The organism is Segeticoccus sp., from assembly GCF_035708005.1.
In genome coordinates, this window is the sequence record NZ_DASSTI010000010.1 from 1 (window position 1) to 21,595 (window position 21,595).

Here is a 21,595-nt window from a genome sequence, read left to right on the forward strand (position 1 = left end):
TGTTCTTCTTCACGGCGTCGAGCTTTGTGCGATAGGCGTCGGCGATGCCGCGCAACACGTCGCGAAAGGCGGGCCTGCCATAGCGCGCGTCAGGTGGAAAATACGTGCCGCCCCAGAACGGCTCGCCTTCCGGTGTCAGGAACATCGTCAACGGCCAGCCGCCCTGCTCGCCCATGAGCGCCAGCGCGGTCTGGTAGATGGCATCGAGATCGGGCCGCTCCTCGCGGTCGACCTTGATGTTGACGAAATCGGCGTTCATCTGCGCCGCGATCGCCGGGTTCTCGAAACTCTCGTGCGCCATCACATGGCACCAGTGGCAGGCGGCGTAGCCCACCGACAGGAAGATCGGCACCCCGCGCCGGCGCGCCTCCGCGAACGTCTCCGGTCCCCACTCCTGCCAGTGCACCGGGTTGTCCTTGTGCTGCAGGAGGTAGGGGCTGCTGGCCTCGGAGAGTTGGTTGCCCATGCCCTCCAACGTATGCCGACACGCGCCCGGGTGCCCGGGCCACCGTGTCGCCGGCGCACCGCCGGGTAGGAGTCCGTGCGCCAGCGCGACCGGCGGCGACGGGAGGCAGGGACATGCAGCAGGTGCGGATCGAGGCCGGCCCGGGGCTCGTCCTGTCCGCGGACCTGGTGGTGCCCCAGCGTGCCGAGGGCGTGGTGGTGTTCGCGCACGGCAGCGGCAGCAGCCGGTTCAGCCCTCGCAACCGGCAGGTGGCGCAGGCGTTGCGGGAACAGCGGATGGCCACCCTCCTGGCCGACCTCCTGAGCCCGACCGAGGAGCAGGAGGACGACCGAACGGCACTGCTGCGCTTCGACATCGGGCTGCTGGCCGCCCGGGTGAGCTGCCTCGTGGACTGGTGCACACGGCATACCGAGCTGGCCCGGCTTCCGCTGGGACTGTTCGGGGCGAGCACCGGCGCCGCGGCGGCCCTCGTGTCCGCCGCCGACCGGCCGGAGGCGGTGCGCGCCGTCGTGTCGCGCGGTGGCCGCCCGGACCTCGCAGGCCCGGCGCTGGAGCGGGCGACGGCGCCGACCCTGCTGCTCGTGGGTGGGGCGGACGAGGTGGTGCTGGGGCTCAACCGTGACGCGGCCGCACGCCTGGCGGCCGAGCACCAGCTGCACGTGGTGCCCGGCGCGACGCACCTGTTCGAGGAGCCGGGTGCGCTGGCAGAGGTGGCCCGCGAGGCGGCGCGCTGGTTCACCGGCCATCTCCCCGATTCCACTTGACGCCGGTGACGGGCAGCAGTTCACTCCATCAAGCAGGGCTCCGATCGGCCACCGCCGACCGTGACAGATCGATCACCCGAGGAGCACCACGATGCGCCTGTCCCGCAACGCCTCGATCGCCGCACTCAGCGCGGCCTCGCTCGTCGCCCTCGGCACGACCGCCATGGCGGCCGCGCCGTCCCACGGCGGCGACCACCACCGGACCGCTCCGCTGGACCACGTCTACGTGATCATGCTGGAGAACCACTCGCAGTCGAGCGTCATCGGTGACCCCAACGCGCCCTTCATGACGCACCTGGCGAAGAAGTACGCCATGGCCAACCGGTACTACGGCGTCACCCACCCGTCCATGCCGAACTACATCGCCTCCATCGCCGGCGACAACTTCGGGATCCAGGACGACAACGACCAGAACGTGGTCAACCTCGACCGGCCCAACCTCGTCGACCAGCTCGAGAAGAAGCACGTCAGCTGGGGCGCCTACATGGACACCCTGCCGGCGGACAAGCTCGCCCGCTTCGGCCCGACCCTGTCCGACGGCACGGTCATCCAGCTCTACGCCAAGAAGCACAACCCGTTCGTGCTGTTCGACGACATCAAGAACAGCCCTCGGCGGATGTCGCACGTGAGGGACTACTCGGCGCTGAAGCAGGACCTCAACAGCCGCCACGCGCCGCAGTTCGTGTGGATCAGCCCGAACCAGTGCCACGACATGCACGGCGGGGTCACCACGGCGGTGCCGGGCCACCCGGAGACGCCGTGCCCCTACGGCTCGACCAAGGACGACCCCAACGACGCCGCCCTCAAGCAGAAGGCGGACGCCTTCGTGAAGAACGCGGTCAACACGATCATGAGCTCGCGGTCGTGGACCCGGAACTCGGCCATCGTCATCGTCACCGACGAGAACGACTACACCGGCAACGAGGAGACCGGCGGTTGGGAGAGCGCGGCCGGCTGCTGTGACTCACCGTACGTCCAGGCTGCCGACCCGCGGATCAGCCCGGACTGGCCCGGCGGGACCTACGGTGGCGGGCTCATCCCGGCGATCATCGTCCGCGACGGGCTGCACCACGTGGTCGACCACACGGCCTACAACCACTACTCGCTGCTCACGACGATCGAGGACAACTGGGGCCTGGGCCACATCGGCCACGCCGGTGACACCGCAGGCGGCGTCGTGCCGATGTGGAAGTCGTTCGGCGTGAACCGGCACCGCTGACGCCTCCGGCCGTCCGGGCCGCGGAGCCGGCCCGGACGGTCAGGTGGTGCGCAGGCGCTTGCGCCGGGCGGCGAGCCGCTCGACCGGGTCCTGCGCGTGCAGCCGGCGCAGCTCCTCGCCGATGACGGCGCCCAGGCGGCGACAGAAGTCCTCGGGCTCACTGGCCGCGTCGGGACGCTCGGGCACCACGCGGTCCACGATGCCGTTCCTGAGCAGGTCCGCAGCGGCGACGCCCTGTCCCCGGGCCATCTGCGGGGCTGCCGCGGCGCTGCGGTGCAGGATCGCGCTCGCCCCCTCCGGCGGCAGGGGCGACAGCCAGGCGTGCTGAGCGGCGATCACGCGGTCACCCGGCAGGAGCGCCAGGGCGCCGCCGCCCGAGCCCTCGCCCAGGAGGACGGTGAGCGTCGGTGCCGGCAGGGTCACCATGTCGGCCAGGCAGCGGGCGATCTCTCCGGCGAGGCCGCCTTCCTCCGCCTCCACGGACAGGGCCGCACCGGGGGTGTCGATGACGGTGACCAGTGGCAGGCCGAGCTCGTCGGCCAACCGGATCCCGCGTCGGGCCTCGCGCAGGCCGCCCGGTCCCATCGGGGTGAGCGAGGCCTGGGCGCGCCGGTCCTGGGCGAGCAGGACGCAGGACGCCGCACCGAAGCGGGCCAGCGCCAGGATGAGCCCGGGGTCGCGTTCGCCCTGGCCGGTGCCGTTGAGCGGGACGACGTCGACGGCTCCGTAGCGCAGCAGCCGTCGCGCGCCGGGTCGCCGGGGGTCGCGGGAGCGGGTGACCGCCGCCCAGGCGTCGACGGTGGCCGCCGGTGTGGCGGCAGCCGTCTCGGCCACCGGGTCGCCGCAGGGCGCGGTGAGGATCGACAGGGTGCGGTGGACGATGTCGGGCAGGGCCGGGGCGGGGAGGACGGCATCGACCAGCCCGTGGTCGTAGAGGTTCTCGGCCCGTTGCACTCCCTCCGGGAACGGCCGGTCGTAGAGCGCCTCGTAGACGCGTGGGCCGAGAAAGCCGACCAGGGCGCCGGGCTCGGCGACCGTCACGTGGCCCAGCGACCCCCAGGAGGCCAGGACGCCGCCGGTGCTCGGGTGACGGAGGTAGACCAGGTAGGGCAGGCCGGCCGCCCGGTGCTGGCAGATGGCGGCGGTCACCTTGACCATCTGCACGAAGGCGTGGGTGCCCTCCTGCATCCGGGTGCCACCGGAGGCGGGGGAGGCGAGCAGCGGGAGGCGCTCCCGGGTCGCGCGCTCCACGGCGGCGGTGAGCCGCTCGGCGGCGTCGACACCGATCGAGCCGGCGAGGAAGCCGAACTCGCAGGCCATGATCGCCACCCGGTGGCCGCGGATCGTTCCCTCGCCGGTGAGGACCGCTTCGTCGAGCCCGGTGCGTGCCCGGGCCCGGGTGAGCGTCGCCCGGTATGCCGGGTCCTCCGGCTCGCGTTGGATCGGCACGTCCCAGGACCGCCACGATCCTTCGTCCACGACGAGGTCCAGCAGTTCCCGGGCACCGAGTCCGCTCATCCCGCCTCGCCCGGCGCAGGTGCGCCGGGGGTGTCGCCTGCCCGATCGGTCGCCTCCACCTCGTCGAGCCACCGCTCGACCGCGGCCGTGTGCTCGCCCAGCAGCGGAGGAGGGAGGTGGCGCTCCCGCGCCCCGGCCCAGGGCCGGTCGTCGAAGCGCAGCGGCGGGCCGGGCAGCCGCAGTGTCCCGAGCGTCGGGTGCGCGACGTCGATGAGCAGCCCCTGGGACCGGGTCTGCTCCCAGTCGTAGACCTGGTCCAGGGTGCGGACCTTGCCGGCCGGCACCCCGGCATCGGCGAGCCGCTGCAGCCAGGCGTCGGCGGTGTCCTTGGCGAACCGCTCCTCGATCACCGCGACCAGCTCCTCGCGGTGGCCGACCCGGTCGGCGTTGGTGCGGAACAGTGGGTCCACCGGGTCGAGGTCGACCGCGGCGGCGAAGCGCTCCCACAGGCTCTCGCTGCCGACGGCCACCTGCACCGGGTCGTCGGCGGTGCGGAAGAGGCCGTAGGGCGCGATCGACGGGTGGTGGTTGCCGATGGCGCGCGGGATCTCGCCGGCCACCGTCCACCGGGTCCCCTGGAACGCGTGCACGCCCACGAGGCCGGCCAGCAGGCTGGTGCGCACCACCCGGCCACGCCCGGTGCGCTCCCGCTCGTGCAGGGCCGCCAAGGTGCCGTAGGCGGCATACATTCCGGCGAGCAGGTCCCCGATGGGCACTCCGGCCTTGGTCGGCTCGTCCGGGCCGGCACCGGTCAGGCTCATCAGCCCCGCCTCGCCCTGGGCGATCTGGTCATAGCCGGGCCGGCCTCCCTCGGGCCCGTCGTGCCCGAAGCCGGTGATCGAGCAGATGACGAGGCGAGGGTTGAGCTCGTGCAACCGCTCGACCGAGAAGCCGAGCCGGTCCAGCACGCCGGGACGGAAGTTCTCCAGCAGCACGTCGGCCCGGGCGATGAGGCGGGTGAGCAGCCGGGTGCCCTCGGCGGTCTTCAGGTCGGCCGTCACCGACTCCTTGTTGCGGTTGCACGACAGGAAGTAGGTCGACTGCTCCGGGTGGCCGGCGTCGCCGTCCCCGACGAACGGCGGGCCCCAGCGCCGGGTGTCGTCCCCCGCAGGGGACTCCACCTTGATCACCCGCGCGCCGAGGTCACCGAGCATCATCGCGGCGTGCGGGCCGGCCAGCGCCCGGGTGAGGTCGACGACCACCAGGTCGGACAGCATCGGCAGCTCGCCGACCACTCAGGCCACGCCCTGCGCGGACTCCGAGCGAGCACGGGCGGCAGCCGGGCGGGCGGCCGTCGCCTGCCGCGGCATGAGCAGCAGCGCGGCGAAGGCCAGGATGCAGCAGCCGACGATGTACCAGCTGATCCCGGCGCTGGAGCCGGTGCGGGCGTAGATCGCGGCGGCGATGAGCGGGGCCGGCCCGCCGGCGATGACGGAGGCGAGCTGGTAGCCGATCCCCGCGCCGCTGTAGCGGAGGTTGGTGCCGAAGCTCTCCGCGATGAGCGCCGCCTGCGGTCCGTACTGCAGGTCGTGGCAGATGAGCGACACGACGATCGCCAGCAGGGCCATGCCGGAGTTCTTGGTGTCGAGGATCCCGTAGTAGGGGAAGGCGAACAACGCCGTCGCGACGATGCCGATGCCGTAGATCGTCCGCCGTCCGAACCGGTCGGACAGGTGCCCGAAGAACGGCACGGAGAACAGCCCCACGGCAGCGGCGATCAGCGTGTCGGTGAGCAGCTCGCCCCGGTCGAGCCCGAGCTGCTTGGTGCCGTAGGTCAGGACGAAGGTGATGAACAGGTAGAACGGTGCCTGCTCCGAGAGCCGGACGAACGCGGAGGTCAGGATCTCCCGGGGATGCTCACGGAGGACCTGCACCAGCGGGCGCTTGGCCACCTCGTCGCGGTGCTGCACGGCGCTGAACTCCGGGCTCTCCTGCACCCGCAGGCGCACGTACAGGCCGATGAGGACGAGGACGAAGCTGACCAGGAACGGGATACGCCACCCCCAGGCGTTGAACGCCTCCTCCGAGGTGGCCCCGGTCATGAGCTTGACCATCCCGGTCGACAGGAGCAGTCCGATCGGCACGCCGAGCTGGGGCCAGCTCGCCATGAGGCCCCGGCGCTTCTGGTCGCCCCACTCCATCGACATCAGGACGGAGCCGCCCCACTCACCGCCGACGCCGATGCCCTGGGCGACGCGCAGGAGGGTCAGCAGGACGGGGGCGGACCAGCCGATCGAGGAAGCTCCCGGGAGCACCCCGATGAGGAAGGTGGCGCACCCCATGAGCAGCAGCGTCGTGACGAGCGTGGTCTTGCGGCCCACGCGGTCACCGAAGTGGCCGAAGATCGCGGCGCCGACCGGACGCGCGGCGAAGCCGACGAAGAGCGTGGCGAAGGACTCCAGGACGCCGGCGAACTGCGAGGAGCCGGGGAAGAACAGCTGCGGGAAGACGAGCGCCGCGGCGGTTCCGTAGAGGAAGAAGTCGTACCACTCGATCGTCGTGCCGACGGTGCTGGCGATGACGGCGCGACGTCGGTGCGCGCTCGCGGGGACGGCGGCAGCGGTCATGGAGAACCTCCGAACAGAAAGTGGCTAGGCCACTTGGCCACTGGGACCCGGCGCAGTTTTCTCCCCGGCAGCCCGGGCGTCAAGCATCGGCCGGTTACTGTCGTGTCGAGGAGGCCGCATGGAGGACAGCCTGCGCAAGCTCCCGCGACCACGGCTGTACGAGCAGGTCGTCGAGCGACTGCGTGCGTACGTGACGAGCGAGCGACTGGGGGCGGGGGACCGGTTGCCGGGGGAGCGTGACCTCGCGGCGCGCCTGGGCGTGAGCCGTGCCTCGGTCGCCCAGGCGATCGTGGCCCTGGAGGTGCAGGGGCTGGTCGAGACCCGCCACGGGGGCGGCATCTTCCTGCTGCGCGACACCCTCGACCCGGAACCGGCGACCGAGCTCCTGGCGCGGCGCGACCGGCTGCCGGACGTGCTCGACGCGCGCGAGGCACTCGAGACCCAGCTGGCCCGGCTGGCCGCCCTGCGCCGCACGGAGGAGGACCTCGCCGCCATGGAGGAGGCGATGCGCTACATGCGCAGGCAGGTCGACGCCGGCGAGCTGCCGCTGGAAGGTGACCGCCGCTTCCACGCCAGCGTGGTCACCGCGGCGCACAGCGCGCTGTTGGCGGCCTTCTACGACCAGATCCGGGACGCAATCGCGGAGAGTCGCCAGGAGTCGCTGCGCCAACCCCACCGGCCGGCGCAGTCGTTCGCCGACCACCAGGCGGTGGCCGACGCGATCCGCGCCGGCGACGGTGCCCGCGCGGCCGCGGCCATGCACCGGCACGTCGAGCACGTCAGCAGCGTGCGCCTCCTGAGCTGGCAGCCCAGGGACGACTGACCACGGCTCAGGGCAGCATGGCCTTGATCGTCGCGACCTTCCGGGTCAGCACGGCCGGGGTGTCGGCGCCGGCCGTCTCGGCCTCCCACACCGCGTTGACCGCCTCGCGCACCACCGCCCAGTCCCGCGCGCGGTCCTCGTCGATCCCGGCGGCTGCGCAGATCAGCCGCACCCGTCGGCGCAGCGCCCTCCGCAGGTCCGCGGTCGCCGCCGCTTCCTCGAACCGGTTCCACAGCGCCGGGGCCACCGCGAAGGCCGGTTCACCTGCCAGTGGCTTGGGATCGATCGCCAGCCACCCTCGCCCGCGCTCGCTGGTCCCTCGCGCGGCTCCTGCGACGTCGCCGCTGTCCCTTCTCGCGGCTCCTGCGACGTCGCCGGCCAGCACGTTCTCGTAGTGCAGGTCCTGGTGCACCAGCCGGGCGTCCACATCGGCGTCCTCGGCGAGCTCGAGCGCGAGCTGCTGAGCTCGCTCCAGCAAGCGGCGGGGGATCGGCGCGCCGCCGGCCACGCGCGGGGTCGTCGCGGCGGTCGCCAGCAGCTCTGCCCAGCGGCGGGCCTCCTCGGAGAGCCGCGCCGTCTGCGGCAGCGCCGGGACGTCGAGTCGGTGCAGCAGGGTGCCGAGGATCGTGCACGCCTCATCCACCGCTAGGCCGGTCAGGTCCCGGGTCGGGTCCAGCCACTCCAGGAGCATCGCCCACCGGGAGGGGTCGGCGGCCAGCAGCCGAACGGCCCCGTGCCCGTCCCAGCGCCGCAGGGCGAGGTGCTCGTGCCGCGCCTCCGGGTGCGGCCACGTCACCTTGAGGGCCGCCGGCGAGCGGTCGGTGCGGCGCACCGGCAGCACGAGGGCCGCCATACCGTGCCGTGGGGGTCCGTCGACGGTGAGCTGCCACCGCTCCACGCACTCCTCGACCAGGCGTGGCAGCCGCCGCAGCCAGTCCGCCCCCTCCACACCGGCCTCGGGCAGGTGCCGGGAGACCCGGTCGGCGAACGCCGGAGGGATGGTCAGGTCGAGGGGCACGACGGCGGCGGCTCAGGAGGTGAGGCCCGGCGCGGTCAGGCCGGGGAAGGGCGCCAGTGACACGCCCCACTGCGTGGCCCAGGTGGCCTGCTGCGCGAGCAGTCGCACCAGCGTGGCGACCTCGGTGCGCTGCCCCGCCGCGGCGGCGAGCAGGGCGGCGGTGGCCGGTAGCAGCGGCGCGAGGCCGGCCTGGGCCAGCGCCCGCAGCTGCTCCGGACTGCGCGCCGGGCCCGGCAGCTCGTAGCCGAGTGGCGGGGCGGGGGCAGCGCTGCCGGCCCACGCCTCAAGGCTGCGCTCCTGCACCTGCAGCGCGACGAGCGTGCGGCTTGCCCGGCGCCGCAGCCCGTGCTCGGCCCGGGCCGTCACCACCTGGAACGCATAGACCGCCGGCCGGGTCGCCTTGAGCACGGTCGCCGCGGCATCCGGCGGCAGCCGGCTCGCCCCGGACCAGCGCGGGGCAGCCCCCAGGAGGGTTGCCGCCGCCGCCCGCTGTGCGGCCACGGCGGCCAAGGTCGGCAGCCCGCTGGAGGTCGACCGGCCCAGCCGGTCCAGGGCGGCGGAGCCGACCGCGGCGGCCTCGCGGGCGGCCAGGGCGTCGGCGGACACCCGGGACCTCGTCGCCGGCGGCGTCGGGGACGGTCCACCGCCGGAGGGTCCAGCGGAGGCGGCCGTCGCCCCGGGCGCGGGCGGCAGGGGGACCCCTGCGCGGCGCAGCATCCGGTCGAGCGCGCGGTGCTGCGCGCGGTGCACGGCCGCCAACCGCCGGCAGAGCTGTCGCTGCGGACCGGTCACGCTCGCGGCCGCGTCGCCCAGCCGTTGGGTGTCCCGCCAGGCTCCGCGCAACAGGTCCTCGTCGGCGACCGGCTGCCGCGTGGGCGTGGGCAGCAGGGGGATGGCCGGAGCGCCGCGCTGGAGCGTCACCCCGCAGCCGGCGCACGTCGCCGCCACCCCACCGAGCGCCGCGGCCAGCAGTGCCCGACGGGTCACCGCCGAACCAGCGGACGAGGGGAGCGGTGGCACCGCGCGATCATCGCACGGCGCGGAGGTGTGCCTTCGGCGCGGCGCGTGGCTACAGTTGGCCTCCGACCGGCTTCCCCCGCCGGCACGGTCCGGGCTGCCCGCCGCCCGGTCGCGCGGACGCGGGGCCGGCAACGAGAACTCGAGAACAGTTGGGAGCGCGACCGCAGATGTCTGGCGAGGGGAGCGGCCGCCGGTCCGGTTCGATGCAGGACCTGACCCGGCTCGTCGGCGAGGCGGTCCGTCCGCTGGGGCTGGTGGTCGAGGGCGTCCACGTCACCCCCGCCGGGAAGCGTCGCCAGGTCCGGGTGCTGCTGGACCGCGACCTGCAGGAGCTGCTCGAAGCCGGCGACGCCGAGACCACCGTCGCGCCGTTGACCCTCGACGAGGTCGCCGAGGCCACCCGCGCGGTGGACGACCTCCTCGAGTCCTCCGACGCCATGGGCAGCGCCCCCTACGTACTCGAGGTGAGCTCACCCGGGGTCGAGCGCCCGCTGACCGAGCCCCGGCACTTCCGGCGCAACGTCGGCCGCCTGGTCGCCGTGACCCGGGTCGACGGCTCGTCGGTCACCGGCCGGCTGCAGTCGGCGGACGTCGACGGGGTGCGCCTCGAGGTCGCCGCGACCAAGCGGACGCCGGCGCGCACCGAGCAGTTGCGGTATGCCGACCTCACCCGCGGGCAGGTGCAGGTCGAGTTCTCGCGTGGAGACCAGGGAGAGGACGCCTGATGGACATCGACATGACCGCACTGCGGATGCTCGAGCGCGAGCGCGACATCTCCATGGACGTCATCGTCCCCGCCATCGAGCAGGCGCTCCTGATGGCCTACCACCGCACCGAGGGGGCCTACCGCGACGCCCGGGTGCAGCTGGACCGCAAGTCCGGGCACGTCATCGTGTGGGCCCGTGAGGACGCACCCGAAGGCGCCGAGGGCGCCGAGGGTGTCGAGCCCGGTCCGGAGTTCGACGACACCCCGGAGGGCTTCGGCCGGGTCGCGGCCGCCACCGCGCGGCAGGTGATCATCCAGCGCATGCGCGACCTCGAGGACGAGCAGATCCTCGGCGACTTCCGGGGCCGCGAGGGCGACGTCGTCGCCGGCGTCATCCAGCAGAGCAGCGACCCGCGCAACGTGATGATCGACTTCGGCACTGTCGAGGGGGTGCTGCCCCTCGCCGAGCAGGTGCCGGGGGAGGACTACGTGCACGGGGAGCGGCTGCGCTGCTACGTCGTCAGCGTGCGTCGTGGCCCCCGTGGTCCGCAGATCGGACTCTCGCGCACCCATCCCAACCTGGTCCGCAAGCTGTTCGCCCTCGAGGTCCCCGAGATCGCCGACGGGACGGTGCAGATCGCGGCGCTTGCCCGCGAGGCCGGGCACCGCACGAAGATCGCGGTGCACGCGACGGTGCCGGGCGTCAACGCCAAGGGCGCGTGCATCGGCCCGATGGGGGCACGGGTGCGCGCGGTCATGACCGAGCTGCACGGGGAGAAGATCGACATCGTCGACTACTCGGAGGACGCCCGCGAGTTCGTGGCCGCCGCGCTCTCGCCGGCGCGGGTGCAGTCGGTCGAGGTGGTGGATCCCCGCCAGCGCTCGGCGCGAGTGGTCGTGCCCGACTACCAGCTGTCCCTCGCCATCGGCAAGGAAGGGCAGAACGCGCGGCTCGCGGCCAAGCTCACCGGCTGGCGCATCGACATCCGCCCCGACACTCCTTCGGGCGGGGAACCCGCGGTCCACGTGCCCGAGGGCGAGCCGGGCACGAGCCCGGCGCGGTAAGCGGTAGAATGGAGAGAACCGGTCGCCCGCGGCCTGTCCGTGCAGCACCGACGCCTCGTGCGAACCCCGTGGTCCGCACCTGTGTCGGCTGTCGGAGTCGCGACGATCGGTCCGCATTGTTGCGCGTGGTCGCGGTGGCCTCGGATGCGGGCGACACGCTCGTCCTCACCCCCGATCCCCACCACCGGCTGCCGGGACGGGGTGCGTGGTTGCACCCCGTGGCGGCGTGCCTGGACCGTGCCGTGCGGCGCCGGGCGTTCTCCCGGGCCCTGCACACAGGGACCGGAGTGGACCACGCGGTGCTGGCTCGGTGGGTCGAGTCGCACGAGCAGCAGCTGCGGTGAGACAGCACACGCACGGCAACCAGCAGTGACACCTGCGCCGGGCGGCGCGGCGGACCACGTCCTCCGTGGCGCCCCTCGACGGTGTCCAGAAACCGGAAGCGGGTTTGACGCTGATGAGCACGCGATGAGTACTCAGCGATGAGCACTTCCCTGCACTGACGGCGGTCCGCGCCCACCTCGGCGCCCGGACCGTCTCCGACCAACAAGGAGAAACGTGGCAAAGGTCCGGGTCTACGAGCTCGCCAAGGAGCTCGGAGTCGAGAGCAAGACCCTCCTTCAGCACCTGAAGGACCAGGGCGAGTTCGTCCGTTCGGCGAGCTCCACCATCGAGCCCCCTGTCGTCCGGCGGGTCCGGGAGAACCCTCCCGCGCCGAAGGGCGACACCAAGAAGACGTCCAAGACGACCAAGAGCACCACCAAGAAGGCGACCAAGCAGGCCGCCCCGGAGCAGGCGGCGACCTCGGTAGCGAAGACCGAGGCCGCCCCCGCGGCGTCGAGCGCGCCGACGGCCCCGGCGGCGCCGGCAGCGCCCACGCCGGCCGAGTCGCCGGCCCCCTCGACCCCCGGGCCGCGCCCCGCTCCCGGGCCCTCCAGCGCCCCGAAGCCGGGGGAGGCACCCGCTGCCACCCCGGGTGAGGGCAGCGGTCCCAAGCCCGCGACGCCCGGACCGACGCCCAAGGCGCCGTCCCCCGGCCCGCGGCCCGGTCCCGCCGACCGCCCGGCCGCCGGGCGCCCGCAGCCGCAGGCTCCCGCCGCGCGACGAGGCGAGGGCGGCAAGCCGGGTCCGCGTCCGGCGCCGCGCCCCGGCGCTCCGCGCCCGGGCAACAACCCGTTCGCGTCCAGCCAGGGGATGCCGCGCGCCGGTGGTCCCCGACCGGGCAACAACCCGTTCGCCTCGAGCCAGGGCATGCCCCGCCCGCAGAACCGGCAGGGCACGGGTGCGGCCGGCCCGCGTCCGGGTGCCCCGCGACCGGCGGCGCCCCGTCCCGGCGGTCCGCGCCCGAACCCGGGCATGATGCCGGACCGCGCTGCGGTGGCCCGCCCGGGCCAGCGTCCTGCCCGATCCGGTGGAGGCGGCCGTCCTGGTGGCGGTGGCGGCGGCTTCCGCGGTGGTGGGGGCGGTGGCGGCTTCCGCGGTCGCGGCGGCCGTGGCGGCACCCAGGGTGCGTTCGGTCGCGGTGGCGGCCGTCCGGTCCGTGGGCGCAAGTCGAAGCGGGCGAAGCGTCAGGAGTTCGAGCAGATGCAGGCGCCGTCGATCGGCGGCGTCAGCGTGCCGCGCGGCGACGGCTCGACCGTCGTGCGCGTGCGCCGTGGTGCCTCCCTGAGCGACTTCGCGGACAAGATCAACGCCAACCCGGCCAGCCTGGTCACCGTCCTGTTCCACCTCGGTGAGATGGCCACGGCGACGCAGTCCCTCGACGAGGACACTTTCCAGGTGCTCGGCTCCGAGCTCGGCTATGACATCCAGGTCGTCTCCCCGGAGGACGAGGAGAAGGAGCTGCTCAGCTCCTTCAACATCGACCTCGAGGCCGAGGAGGCCGCCGAGGACGAGGAGGACCTCGCCCCCCGCCCGCCGGTCGTGACCGTCATGGGCCACGTCGACCACGGCAAGACCCGCCTGCTCGACGCCATCCGGCACGCGCACGTCGCCGAGGGCGAGACCGGCGGCATCACCCAGCACATCGGGGCCTACCAGGTCCACACCGACCACGAGGGCGAGGACCGAGCGATCACCTTCATCGACACCCCCGGTCACGAGGCGTTCACCGCCATGCGTGCCCGCGGTGCCAAGGTGACCGACATCGCGATCCTCGTCGTCGCCGCCGACGACGGCGTCATGCCGCAAACGGTCGAGGCGCTCAACCACGCCCAGGCCGCCGACGTGCCGGTTGTGGTGGCGGTCAACAAGGTGGACGTCGAGGGCGCCAACCCGCAGAAGGTCCGCCAGCAGCTGACCGAGTACAACCTCATCGCCGAGGAGTACGGCGGCGACACGATGTTCGTGGACGTCTCGGCCAAGCAGGGCACCCACATCGACGACCTGCTCGACGCGGTGCTGCTGACCGCCGACGCGGCCCTCGACCTGCGGGCCAACCCCGACAAGGACGCGCGCGGGGTGGCCATCGAGGCCAACCTCGACCGCGGCCGCGGTGCCGTTGCCACGGTGCTGGTGCAGTCCGGCACCCTGCAGGTCGGCGACGCGATCGTCACCGGCAGCGCCTACGGACGCGTGCGGGCCATGCTCGACGAGAACGGCGCCAACATCGAGGAGGCGGGTCCGTCCCGCCCGGTGCAGGTGCTCGGTCTGGCCTCGGTGCCCCGCGCCGGAGACACCTTCCTGGTGGCTCCGGACGACCGCACCGCCCGACAGATCGCCGAGAAGCGGGAGGCGGCCGACCGGCAGGCGTCGCTGGCCAAGGCCCGCAAGCGGATCAGCCTGGAGGACCTCAACCAGGCGCTCGCCCAGGGCAAGGTCGAGACCCTCAACCTCATCCTCAAGGGCGACGTGTCCGGTTCGGTCGAGGCCCTCGAGGACGCGCTGCTGCAGATCGACGTCGGCGACGAGGTCGACCTGCGGATCATCGACCGCGGCGTCGGTGCCATCACGCTGAACAACATCAACCTGGCGATGGCCTCGGACGCCATCATCATCGGGTTCAACGTGCGCGCCGAGGGACAGAACGCCGAGGTCGCCGAGCGCGAGGGCGTGGAGATCAAGTACTACTCGGTGATCTACCAGGCGATCGAGGAGATCGAGGCGGCCCTGAAGGGCATGCTCAAGCCGGAGTACGAGGAGCACGAGCTCGGCACCGCCGAGATCCGGGAGATCTTCCGCTCCTCCAAGTTCGGCAACATCGCCGGATCCATCGTCCGCTCGGGCGAGATCCGGCGTGGCGCCAGGGCACGGATCACCCGCAACGGCGTGGTCATCACCGAGAACGTCGAGATCAGCGGTCTGCGGCGGTTCAAGGACGATGTCACCGAGGTCCGCGAGGGCTTCGAGTGCGGCATCAACCTCGGGTCGTTCAACGACCTGCAGATCGGTGACCTCATCGCCACCTACGAGATGCGCGAGATCCCCCGCAGCTGACGAGTGACGAGGACGGCGGGCGTCTCACGCACACCCTCGTTGCTGGTGGTTGGCGACTCCCGAGTCGCCAACCACCAGCAACAGTCCGGGGGTTGCCCGCCACCAGCAACAGTCCGGGGTCGCCCCGCCACCCGACTTCCCAGAAGGGACCACCACCATGGCTGACCCGGCACGCGCCCGCCGTGTCGCGGACCGCATCAAGGTCATCGTCGCCGAGTACCTCGAGTTCCGGCTCAAGGACGAGCGCCTCGGCTTCGTCACCATCACCGACGTGCGGGTGACCGGCGACCTGCAGCACGCGTCGGTGTTCTACACCGTCTTCGGCTCCGACGCCGAGCGGCAGACGACCGCCGAGGTGCTCGAGGCCAACAAGGGCCGCATCCGCTCCGCGGTCGGCAAGGGGATCGGCATCCGGCTGACCCCCTCCCTCGAGTTCATCGCCGACGCCCTGCCCGAGGGCGCCGCGCACATCGAGGACCTGCTGGCGGCGACCCGGCAACGGGACGCCGAACTGGCCCGCTCGGCGGCGAACGCCCGACACGCGGGCGAGGCCGACCCCTACCGCCGCCGGGAGGAGTCCGACGCGCAGGACACCGACACGGCGGAGGCGGTCGACACGGCGGAGGCGGCCGAGGCCGCCGACCACCGGGACAGCGGAGGCGATGGGCGCCGCTGAGCGTCCCGCCCCCGTGGGCGACGGCCTCCTGGTCGTCGACAAGCCGGGGGAGTGGACCAGCCACGACGTCGTGGCCCGCTGCCGCCGGCTGTGCCGCACCCGCAAGGTCGGCCACGCCGGCACCCTGGACCCGATGGCGACCGGGGTGCTCGTCCTCGGAGTCGGCCGCGCCACCAAGCTGCTGACCTTCCTCGTCGGCTGCGACAAGAGCTACCGCGCCACCATCCGCCTGGGACAGGGCACCGTCACCGACGACGCCGAGGGCGAGGTGACGAGCACGTATGACGTCACGCACCTCACCGACGCCACGGTCACCGAGGCGACGGCCCGGCTCACCGGCGACCTCGCCCAGGTGCCCAGCGCGGTCAGCGCCGTGAAGATCGACGGACGCCGCGCCTACAAGCGGGTCCGCGCGGGCGAGGACGTGCAGCTGCCGGCACGGCAGGTCCACGTCGCCCGCTTCGACGTGCTCGCCCAGCGCGAAGGACTCGTCGACGGCCAGCCGGTCCGCGACGTCGACGTGGCCGTCGACGTCTCCTCGGGCACCTACGTGCGTGCGCTGGCCCGTGACCTCGGGAGGGCACTGGGCACCGGCGGGCACCTCGTCGCCCTCCGCCGCACCCGCGTCGGCCGGTTCGACCTCGAGCAGGCGCACCCGCTGGAGGAGCTGGAGGGCGACGCCGGCCGCTTCCTGCTGCCGCTGGCCGAGGCCGCCCGAGAGGCGTTCCCGGTGCGCGAGCTGACCGAGCAGGAGGCCCGCGCCCTCGGCTACGGGCAGCGGATCGCGGCACGTTCGGCCCGGACCAGCGACCCCGTCGCGGCCTTCGGCCCGGACGGCCGGCTGGTCGCCATGCTGGACGAGAGCCGTGAGCGCGTGCGCACCCACGTCGTGTTCGCCGCGGCCGGTTCGTAGAGTGGTCTCCGTGCTGCGCTGGACCGACCTCTCCCAGATCCCGGCGGACCTCGGTCCGAGCGTGGTGACCCTGGGCAACTTCGACGGCGTCCACCGTGGCCACCGCGCCGTGCTGCGTGCCGTCCGCGAGCAGGCCGACACCGCGGGAGCGCTGGCGCTCGCGGTGACCTTCGACCCCCACCCCGTAGCCGTGCTGCACCCCGAGCGGGCCCCGGAGGCGATCACGTCCCTCGAGCAGCGCCTCCGGCTGCTGGAGGACACGGGGCTCGACGGCGTTCTCGTCATGGAGTTCACCAAGGAGCTGGCGCTCTGGACCGCGGAGGAGTTCGTCCGCCGTGTCTTCGTCGACGCGATGCACGCCTGCGCCGTGGTCGTCGGGCGGGACACCCGCTTCGGCGTCCACAACTCCGGTGACGTGCAGACCCTGCGCGAGCTCGGCGCGACCCACGGCTTCGAGGTCACCACGATGGAGGACGTCGGGGCCGACACCTCCGACGGCCAGGGTCGTTGGTCCTCCACCCGCGTCCGGTCGCTGCTGGCTGCCGGCGATGTCGCGACTGCCGCCGCGCTGCTGGGACGGCCACACCGGGTGAGCGGCGCCGTCGTCCACGGCGCCCACCGCGGCCGCGACCTCGGCTACCCGACCGCGAACCTCTGCCAGGACAGCGCGGGTCTCGTGCCCGCCGACGGCGTGTATGCCGGGTGGCTGGTCCGCGACGGCCGCACCCCGGACGACCCGGACCGCTGCCTGCCGGCGGCGATCTCGGTCGGCACCAACCCCACCTTCGACGGGCAGGCCCGCACGGTCGAGGCCTACGTGCTCGACCGCACCGACCTCGACCTCTACGGCGAGGTGGTCGCGCTCGAGTTCGTCTCGCGACTGCGTCCCACCGAGAAGTTCGACAGCATCGAGGACCTCCTCGAGCAGATGGCCGAGGACGTCCGCCGGTGCCACGAGGTGCTGGGCGTCCCGCTGCACGAGCGCAGCTGAGAGCTGGGGAAGTCGCCTGCGCGAACGCCGTTGGAGCGCTCACCCGATTCGGCGCCGGGCCGTCGGTGCGCGCTCGGATCGCACTCCCCGGTTTCTCCCAGCGCCCTCACAGTGGCGGGGCCGATGCTTCCGGTGAGGCGACCCGTCAGGCCGCCCGGGATGTCGGAAGGGGCAGCCACGGATGGCACTACTCGGCATACCGTTGGTCGTCGTCCTCGCGTGCGCGGCCGTCCTGCTCCCGGTGGGGACCTTCCTGCTCTGGTCGCACGTGCACGGGCCGCGGGTGGTGCGGGGCGGAACCCGACTCGGCATGCTGCTGACGGGGCAGCTGGCGACGGTCCTGCTCGTGGCGGCCCTGGCGAACGACTACGGGCAGTTCTACACCTCGTGGAGTGACCTGTTCGGCACGGGCAGCGGTCAGCACACGGTGAGCACCTTCGGCGCCGCGGGGGCCCCGCGGGCGAGCCGATCCCTGGGTCACCCGCGGTCACCGGTGCACCGGCCCGACAGCCCCGTGCGGCCGGCGGCCGCGACGACCACCCGCACGGGCGGGTCCGGGCGACTGCAGGTCCTCGGCGCGACGTCGTGGTCCAGCCGCGCGCAGTGGGCCACCCGCGGCAAGGTCGAGTCGGTCGACATCACCGGCCTCCAGAGCGGGCTGTCGGTGCAGGGCTACCTCTACCTGCCGCCCCAGTACTTCCAGCGGGCATGGGCCCACCACCGGTTCCCGGCGGTCGAGGCGATCACCGGATACCCCGGCTCGGCGCTGGCCCTCGTGACCCGTCTGGGCTACCCAAGCGTCTCGCTCAAGCTGGTGCAGGAGCACCGCAGCCAGCCGACGATCTTCGTCATGCTGCCCTCGATGGTCGTGCCCCCGCGCGACACCGAGTGCACGGACGTGCCCCACGGCCCGCAGGCGGAGACCTTCTTCGGCCAGGAGGTCCCGAGCGCGGTGCAGACGGCGCTGCGGGTCAAGCCGAACGACTGGGGCGTGGCCGGCGACTCCACCGGCGGCTACTGCGCCACGAAGATCCTCATGGACCACCCGGCCGTGTTCCGGGCCGGCATCTCCCTGTCCGGCTACTACTACGCGCGGGAGGACCGCACCACGGGCAGCCTGTGGGCCGGCGACGTGCAGCTGCAGCACCTCAACGACCCCGAGTGGCTGCTCCACCGCTTCCCGGCACCCCCGGTGTCGCTGTTCCTCACCACCAGCAAGGACGAGACCCACCGGGACGGGTACCCGGACGCGATGCGGTTCCTGCACGAGGTGCGTCCACCGATGCATGTCACGGCGCTCGTCGAGGCCCACGGCGGGCACAACTTCGCCACGTGGGACCGGGAGCTGCCGATCGCGTTGCGGTGGCTGTCCCGGCTGCAGTGACGCCCGCAGTGACACGGGCCGGCCACTAACGCGGGGCGGCAGTGACGCGGGCCGGCAGTGACGCGGGCCGGCAGGGGCGCCACGGGGCGACGCCGCCTGGTGGGGACGCCCGTCAGCGGGGCGTCGGCGTGGCTGCCAGCAGCGCCCGGGCGATCACGCGGTGCCCGGCAGCGTTCGGGTGGTCCCCGTCGGAGGCGAGCAGGTCGGTCGGGTCCTCGCTGCCGTCGCCCTTGAAGGGTGCGTAGAGGTCGACACACTGGGCGCCTGCGGAGTGGGCGGCCGAGCAGATGGCGTTGTTGGCCGAGCGGGTCACCTGGTCGCTCCACTTCAGGTAGGCCGGGCCGAGGTTCTCCCGCGCGTACTGCCCGTCGACGAAGACGTTCCAGTAGTTGGTGACCAGGATGGTGGTGGGACGGCCGTGCCGCAGCCGCTTGATGTCCTGGACGATGGCGCGCACGTTGGTGCCGACCTGGGCGACCGAGTCCTGCCAGCACTCGGCGTTGCAGCCGGACTGGCGGTGCCGGGCGCGCAGCGGGTTGAGGTCGTTCGCGCCGATGGTGACCAGGTCGATCGACGCACCCGAGACGACCCGGGTGGTCTGGGAGGGGTGCTCCAGGTCGTGCCGCAGGTCGACGCTGGTGGATCCGGGCACACCGAGGTTGACCGCCTTGCCGGGGCCGCCGTCGGCGGCGGGCAGCCACTTGGCGTAGAGCTGGACGAAGTCGGCACACCCGGGGCAGGCGCTGCCCGCGGTCACCGAGTCCCCGAGCCCGACCACCGTCGCCGGAGACTGCGGCTTCGGGGGCTGGCTCGGCGACGGGGACGCGCTCGAGGAGGGGGACGCACTCGACGAGGGCGAGCCGCTGGTCGACGGGGACGCGCCGGCGCGATGCGTCGCGGCCGGGCGGTGCTTGGGGGGACGGGACTGCTGGCTGACGACCGTGAAGCCAGCCACCAGCACGACGAGCAGCAGGGACAGCGCGGTCAGGAGGGAGCGGGACACGCTGCCCAACGGTAGGAGCCGAACCTGAGTGTGCGGCTTTCAGATTCGCGTCACTGGTGGGGCGAATGGGACGGCAGCGCCCTGCTGTGCTTCCCGTGGTGCCCCGCGACGTCGCCGCGGGCCCTCAGGAGAGCTCGTGCTGCAGGTGCTCGACCGGCGTCCCGGGCCGGGGCCGAAGCCGCGGCAGGAAGGCCGGCGCGGAGAGGAACGCCTCGGCCCGCAGCGCCGCCACGCTCACCTGTGGCAGGTCGCGGCTGTTCCGGAAGCACAGGTAGCGGGGCACCCAGTCGGGCTGGTACTTCGCGTTCGCGCGGTAGAGCGACTCGATCTGCCAGAACCGCGAGGCGTGCAGCAGCAGCTGACGCCACAGCCGCAGCACCGGCCCCGCACCGAGCCGGCCACCACGCTCGAGCACCGACCGGAAGACCGCGAAGTTCAGCGAGACCCGGCGCAGGCGGCGAGGGTGGCCACCGGTCGACGGGTCGCCGGTGAGCAGGTCGACGACCATCAGCTCGACGATGCCGTTGTCGCTGTCCGGGGAGCGGCGCATCAGGTCCAGCGACAACCCGTCCTGGCCCCAGGGGACGAAGTGGAGCAGTGCCGACAGCTCGCCGCCCGCGTCCCGGCAGCGGACCAGCACGCAGCCGGTGTCCTCCGGATCGCCGAACCGGCCCAGGGCCATCGCGAACCCGCGCTCCTGCGTGCCCTCGCGCCAGCGGTCGGAGGCCTCCTGTGCCTCCGCGAGCTCGGCGCCGCTGAGGGCGGCGACCGGGCGGATGTCCACGGTGTAGCCGAGCCGCCGGGCACGACCCACCGCCTGGCGCACGCTGCGCATCGCGCGGCCCTCCAGGGTGAAGTCGGCCACCCGGACCACGGCTTCGTCACCGAGCTCCAGCGCATCCAGTCCGGCGCGGTGGAACGCTGACGCACCACGCTCGCTCGGCGCCAGCACCGCCGGGACCCATGCGTATCGGCGCGCCTCGGCCAGCCACGCGTCGATCACTCCCGGCCAGGCCTCCGGGTCGCCGAGCGGGTCGCCGGCCGCCAGGCTCACTCCGTCGACCACGCGGTAGCAGATGGCCGCCTTGCCCGTCGGCGAGAAGATCGCCGACTTGTCGCGGCGTAGGGCGAAGTAGCCGAGCGAGTCGTGGTGCCCGGGCTGGTCCAGCAGGTCGCGCAGGCGGGCCTCGTCCTCGCGGCGCAGGCCGTGCGGGCCGCCCGGGGGACGCAGGGCCGCGGCCAACGTGCTGAGCACCACCACGCCGCCGAGCAGCGCGAGCGTGATCGCGACGAAGTCGGCGTGGTGGACGTGGTGGAAGTGCAGAGGCCCGGACAGGCCGACCAGGCCGAGCAGGACCTCCTGGGTGACCTGCCAGGTGGTCGGGTAGCCCACGATGCTGTCCGAGTCCAGCAGGATCGCCGCGAAGCCGACGGCGATGGCCATGACCGCCGCCGAGACGAACACCACCCCGGTGTTGCGCCGCGACCGGGGATCGGGCACGCCGGTGAAGGCGGACCGGGTGATGAGCAGCAGCACGAGGAGCAGCACCGTGACGACCGCCTGAGGCAGGTCCAGGTCGCGCGCCAGGTGCAGCGCGCCCTCGGCAGCGGTGAACACGACGGCCAGCTGCCAGGCCCGGCGTTTGCGCCGCCGCAGCCCGCGGGCGAGCATCAGCAGCAACATGCCGACGGCGATGGTCGCGGCCCGGGCCGCGTGCGGGGCGACGCCCAGGATCAGCTCGGGCACGACGTCGACGCGCGCCGCCATCGGCAGTCCGGCACCGATGATGCCGAGCAGGCCGACGACCGCGACGGCCCGCGCCACCCACACCGGTGCCCAGTCGGGGCTGGTGACCTGCCAGGTCCGGGAGCCGGCGCGTGACGACTGCGGGCGGGACGTCATCTGCCGGGTTCCTCTCGAGCAAGCCCACCACGGGCGTGACGCATGCGTTTCCCCTGCATCGTCCCTGTCGCTGCTGGGAAGCCGCTGAACGTCGGCTGCACGCTCTCCCAGCATCTGCCCAGCA

19 protein-coding genes are annotated in these 21,595 nt (G+C 73.2%); 11 read left to right on the top strand and 8 right to left on the bottom strand.

All coding sequences use genetic code 11. From position 1 onward, the window contains the following. On the bottom strand, positions 1-466 hold a 466-nt coding region (locus VFL99_RS00745), incomplete at its 3' end, for a thioredoxin domain-containing protein (protein WP_325104404.1). 113 nt (positions 467-579) lie between these two features. On the opposite strand from VFL99_RS00745, the gene VFL99_RS00750 reads away from it, so the two are divergent. Beyond that, positions 580-1,230: a dienelactone hydrolase family protein gene (locus tag VFL99_RS00750; RefSeq protein ID WP_325104405.1), complete on the top strand. Its 651-nt coding sequence runs from the start codon at positions 580-582 to the stop codon at positions 1,228-1,230. Positions 1,231-1,321: 91 nt separating this feature from the next. Continuing rightward, positions 1,322-2,449 carry an alkaline phosphatase family protein gene (locus tag VFL99_RS00755; RefSeq protein ID WP_325104406.1) on the top strand — a complete coding sequence of 376 codons (1,128 nt, stop codon included), beginning with the start codon at positions 1,322-1,324 and terminating at the stop codon, positions 2,447-2,449. Between the two features lie 39 nt (positions 2,450-2,488). On the opposite strand, the gene VFL99_RS00760 is transcribed toward VFL99_RS00755, so the two are convergent. From VFL99_RS00760 to VFL99_RS00770, 3 genes are read right to left on the bottom strand one after another with little or no spacing between them, the layout of a single operon-like run. Beyond that, positions 2,489-3,967: a carboxyl transferase domain-containing protein gene (locus VFL99_RS00760; protein ID WP_325104407.1), complete on the bottom strand. Its 1,479-nt coding sequence runs from the start codon at positions 3,965-3,967 to the stop codon at positions 2,489-2,491. Then, positions 3,964-5,184, bottom strand: coding sequence for a CaiB/BaiF CoA transferase family protein (locus tag VFL99_RS00765; RefSeq protein ID WP_325104426.1), 1,221 nt, complete (start codon positions 5,182-5,184; stop codon positions 3,964-3,966). The genes VFL99_RS00760 and VFL99_RS00765 overlap by 4 nt, the downstream gene beginning before the upstream one ends. An 18-nt stretch (positions 5,185-5,202) precedes the next feature. Next, the gene (locus tag VFL99_RS00770; RefSeq protein ID WP_325104408.1) at positions 5,203-6,534 is read right to left on the bottom strand and encodes an MFS transporter; all 1,332 of its coding nucleotides are present in this window, start codon (positions 6,532-6,534) and stop codon (positions 5,203-5,205) included. A gap of 118 nt (positions 6,535-6,652) precedes the next feature. On the opposite strand from VFL99_RS00770, the gene VFL99_RS00775 reads away from it, so the two are divergent. Further along, positions 6,653-7,357, top strand: a complete 705-nt coding sequence (locus VFL99_RS00775) for a FadR/GntR family transcriptional regulator (RefSeq protein ID WP_325104409.1) — start codon at positions 6,653-6,655, stop codon at positions 7,355-7,357. Positions 7,358-7,364: 7 nt separating this feature from the next. Here the strand turns inward: VFL99_RS00775 and VFL99_RS00780 are convergent, their stop codons facing one another. Together VFL99_RS00780 and VFL99_RS00785 are read right to left on the bottom strand one after the other, a co-directional pair. Beyond that, on the bottom strand, positions 7,365-8,375 hold the full coding sequence (locus VFL99_RS00780; protein ID WP_325104410.1) for an aminoglycoside phosphotransferase family protein: 1,011 nt from the start codon (positions 8,373-8,375) through the stop codon (positions 7,365-7,367). Positions 8,376-8,387: 12 nt separating this feature from the next. Then, positions 8,388-9,362: a DUF4439 domain-containing protein gene (locus tag VFL99_RS00785; protein WP_325104411.1), complete on the bottom strand. Its 975-nt coding sequence runs from the start codon at positions 9,360-9,362 to the stop codon at positions 8,388-8,390. A 200-nt stretch (positions 9,363-9,562) separates the two neighbouring features. On the opposite strand from VFL99_RS00785, the gene rimP reads away from it, so the two are divergent. The 8 genes from rimP (at position 9,563) to VFL99_RS00825 (ending at position 18,565) form a co-directional block, all read left to right on the top strand. Further along, positions 9,563-10,120 (top strand): ribosome maturation factor RimP, encoded by a 558-nt coding sequence (rimP, locus tag VFL99_RS00790; RefSeq protein WP_325104412.1) that lies wholly within the window; start codon positions 9,563-9,565, stop codon positions 10,118-10,120. Then, positions 10,120-11,166: a transcription termination factor NusA gene (gene nusA, locus VFL99_RS00795; protein ID WP_325104413.1), complete on the top strand. Its 1,047-nt coding sequence runs from the start codon at positions 10,120-10,122 to the stop codon at positions 11,164-11,166. Before rimP ends, nusA begins: the two co-directional genes overlap by 1 nt. Positions 11,167-11,174: 8 nt before the next feature. Next, on the top strand, positions 11,175-11,510 hold the full coding sequence (locus VFL99_RS00800) for a YlxR family protein (RefSeq protein ID WP_414713695.1): 336 nt from the start codon (positions 11,175-11,177) through the stop codon (positions 11,508-11,510). 214 nt (positions 11,511-11,724) lie between these two features. Further along, on the top strand, positions 11,725-14,601 hold the full coding sequence (gene infB / locus VFL99_RS00805) for a translation initiation factor IF-2 (RefSeq protein WP_325104415.1): 2,877 nt from the start codon (positions 11,725-11,727) through the stop codon (positions 14,599-14,601). 157 nt (positions 14,602-14,758) lie between these two features. Further along, positions 14,759-15,277 carry a 30S ribosome-binding factor RbfA gene (rbfA, locus tag VFL99_RS00810; protein ID WP_325104416.1) on the top strand — a complete coding sequence of 173 codons (519 nt, stop codon included), beginning with the start codon at positions 14,759-14,761 and terminating at the stop codon, positions 15,275-15,277. Next, entirely contained in the window at positions 15,264-16,190 is a 927-nt protein-coding gene (gene truB, locus VFL99_RS00815; RefSeq protein ID WP_325104417.1) for a tRNA pseudouridine(55) synthase TruB, read from the top strand. The genes rbfA and truB overlap by 14 nt, the downstream gene beginning before the upstream one ends. Before the next feature lie 10 nt (positions 16,191-16,200). Next, positions 16,201-17,181 carry a bifunctional riboflavin kinase/FAD synthetase gene (locus tag VFL99_RS00820; RefSeq protein WP_325104418.1) on the top strand — a complete coding sequence of 327 codons (981 nt, stop codon included), beginning with the start codon at positions 16,201-16,203 and terminating at the stop codon, positions 17,179-17,181. 181 nt (positions 17,182-17,362) lie between these two features. Further along, positions 17,363-18,565, top strand: coding sequence for an alpha/beta hydrolase (locus VFL99_RS00825; protein ID WP_325104419.1), 1,203 nt, complete (start codon positions 17,363-17,365; stop codon positions 18,563-18,565). A 112-nt stretch (positions 18,566-18,677) separates the two neighbouring features. On the opposite strand, the gene VFL99_RS00830 is transcribed toward VFL99_RS00825, so the two are convergent. Both VFL99_RS00830 and VFL99_RS00835 read right to left on the bottom strand, forming a co-directional pair. Next, positions 18,678-19,568, bottom strand: a complete 891-nt coding sequence (locus VFL99_RS00830; protein ID WP_325104420.1) for an SGNH/GDSL hydrolase family protein — start codon at positions 19,566-19,568, stop codon at positions 18,678-18,680. Positions 19,569-19,692: 124 nt separating this feature from the next. Further along, positions 19,693-21,471 (bottom strand): phosphatidylglycerol lysyltransferase domain-containing protein, encoded by a 1,779-nt coding sequence (locus VFL99_RS00835; protein WP_325104421.1) that lies wholly within the window; start codon positions 21,469-21,471, stop codon positions 19,693-19,695. Positions 21,472-21,595: the final 124 nt, after the last annotated feature.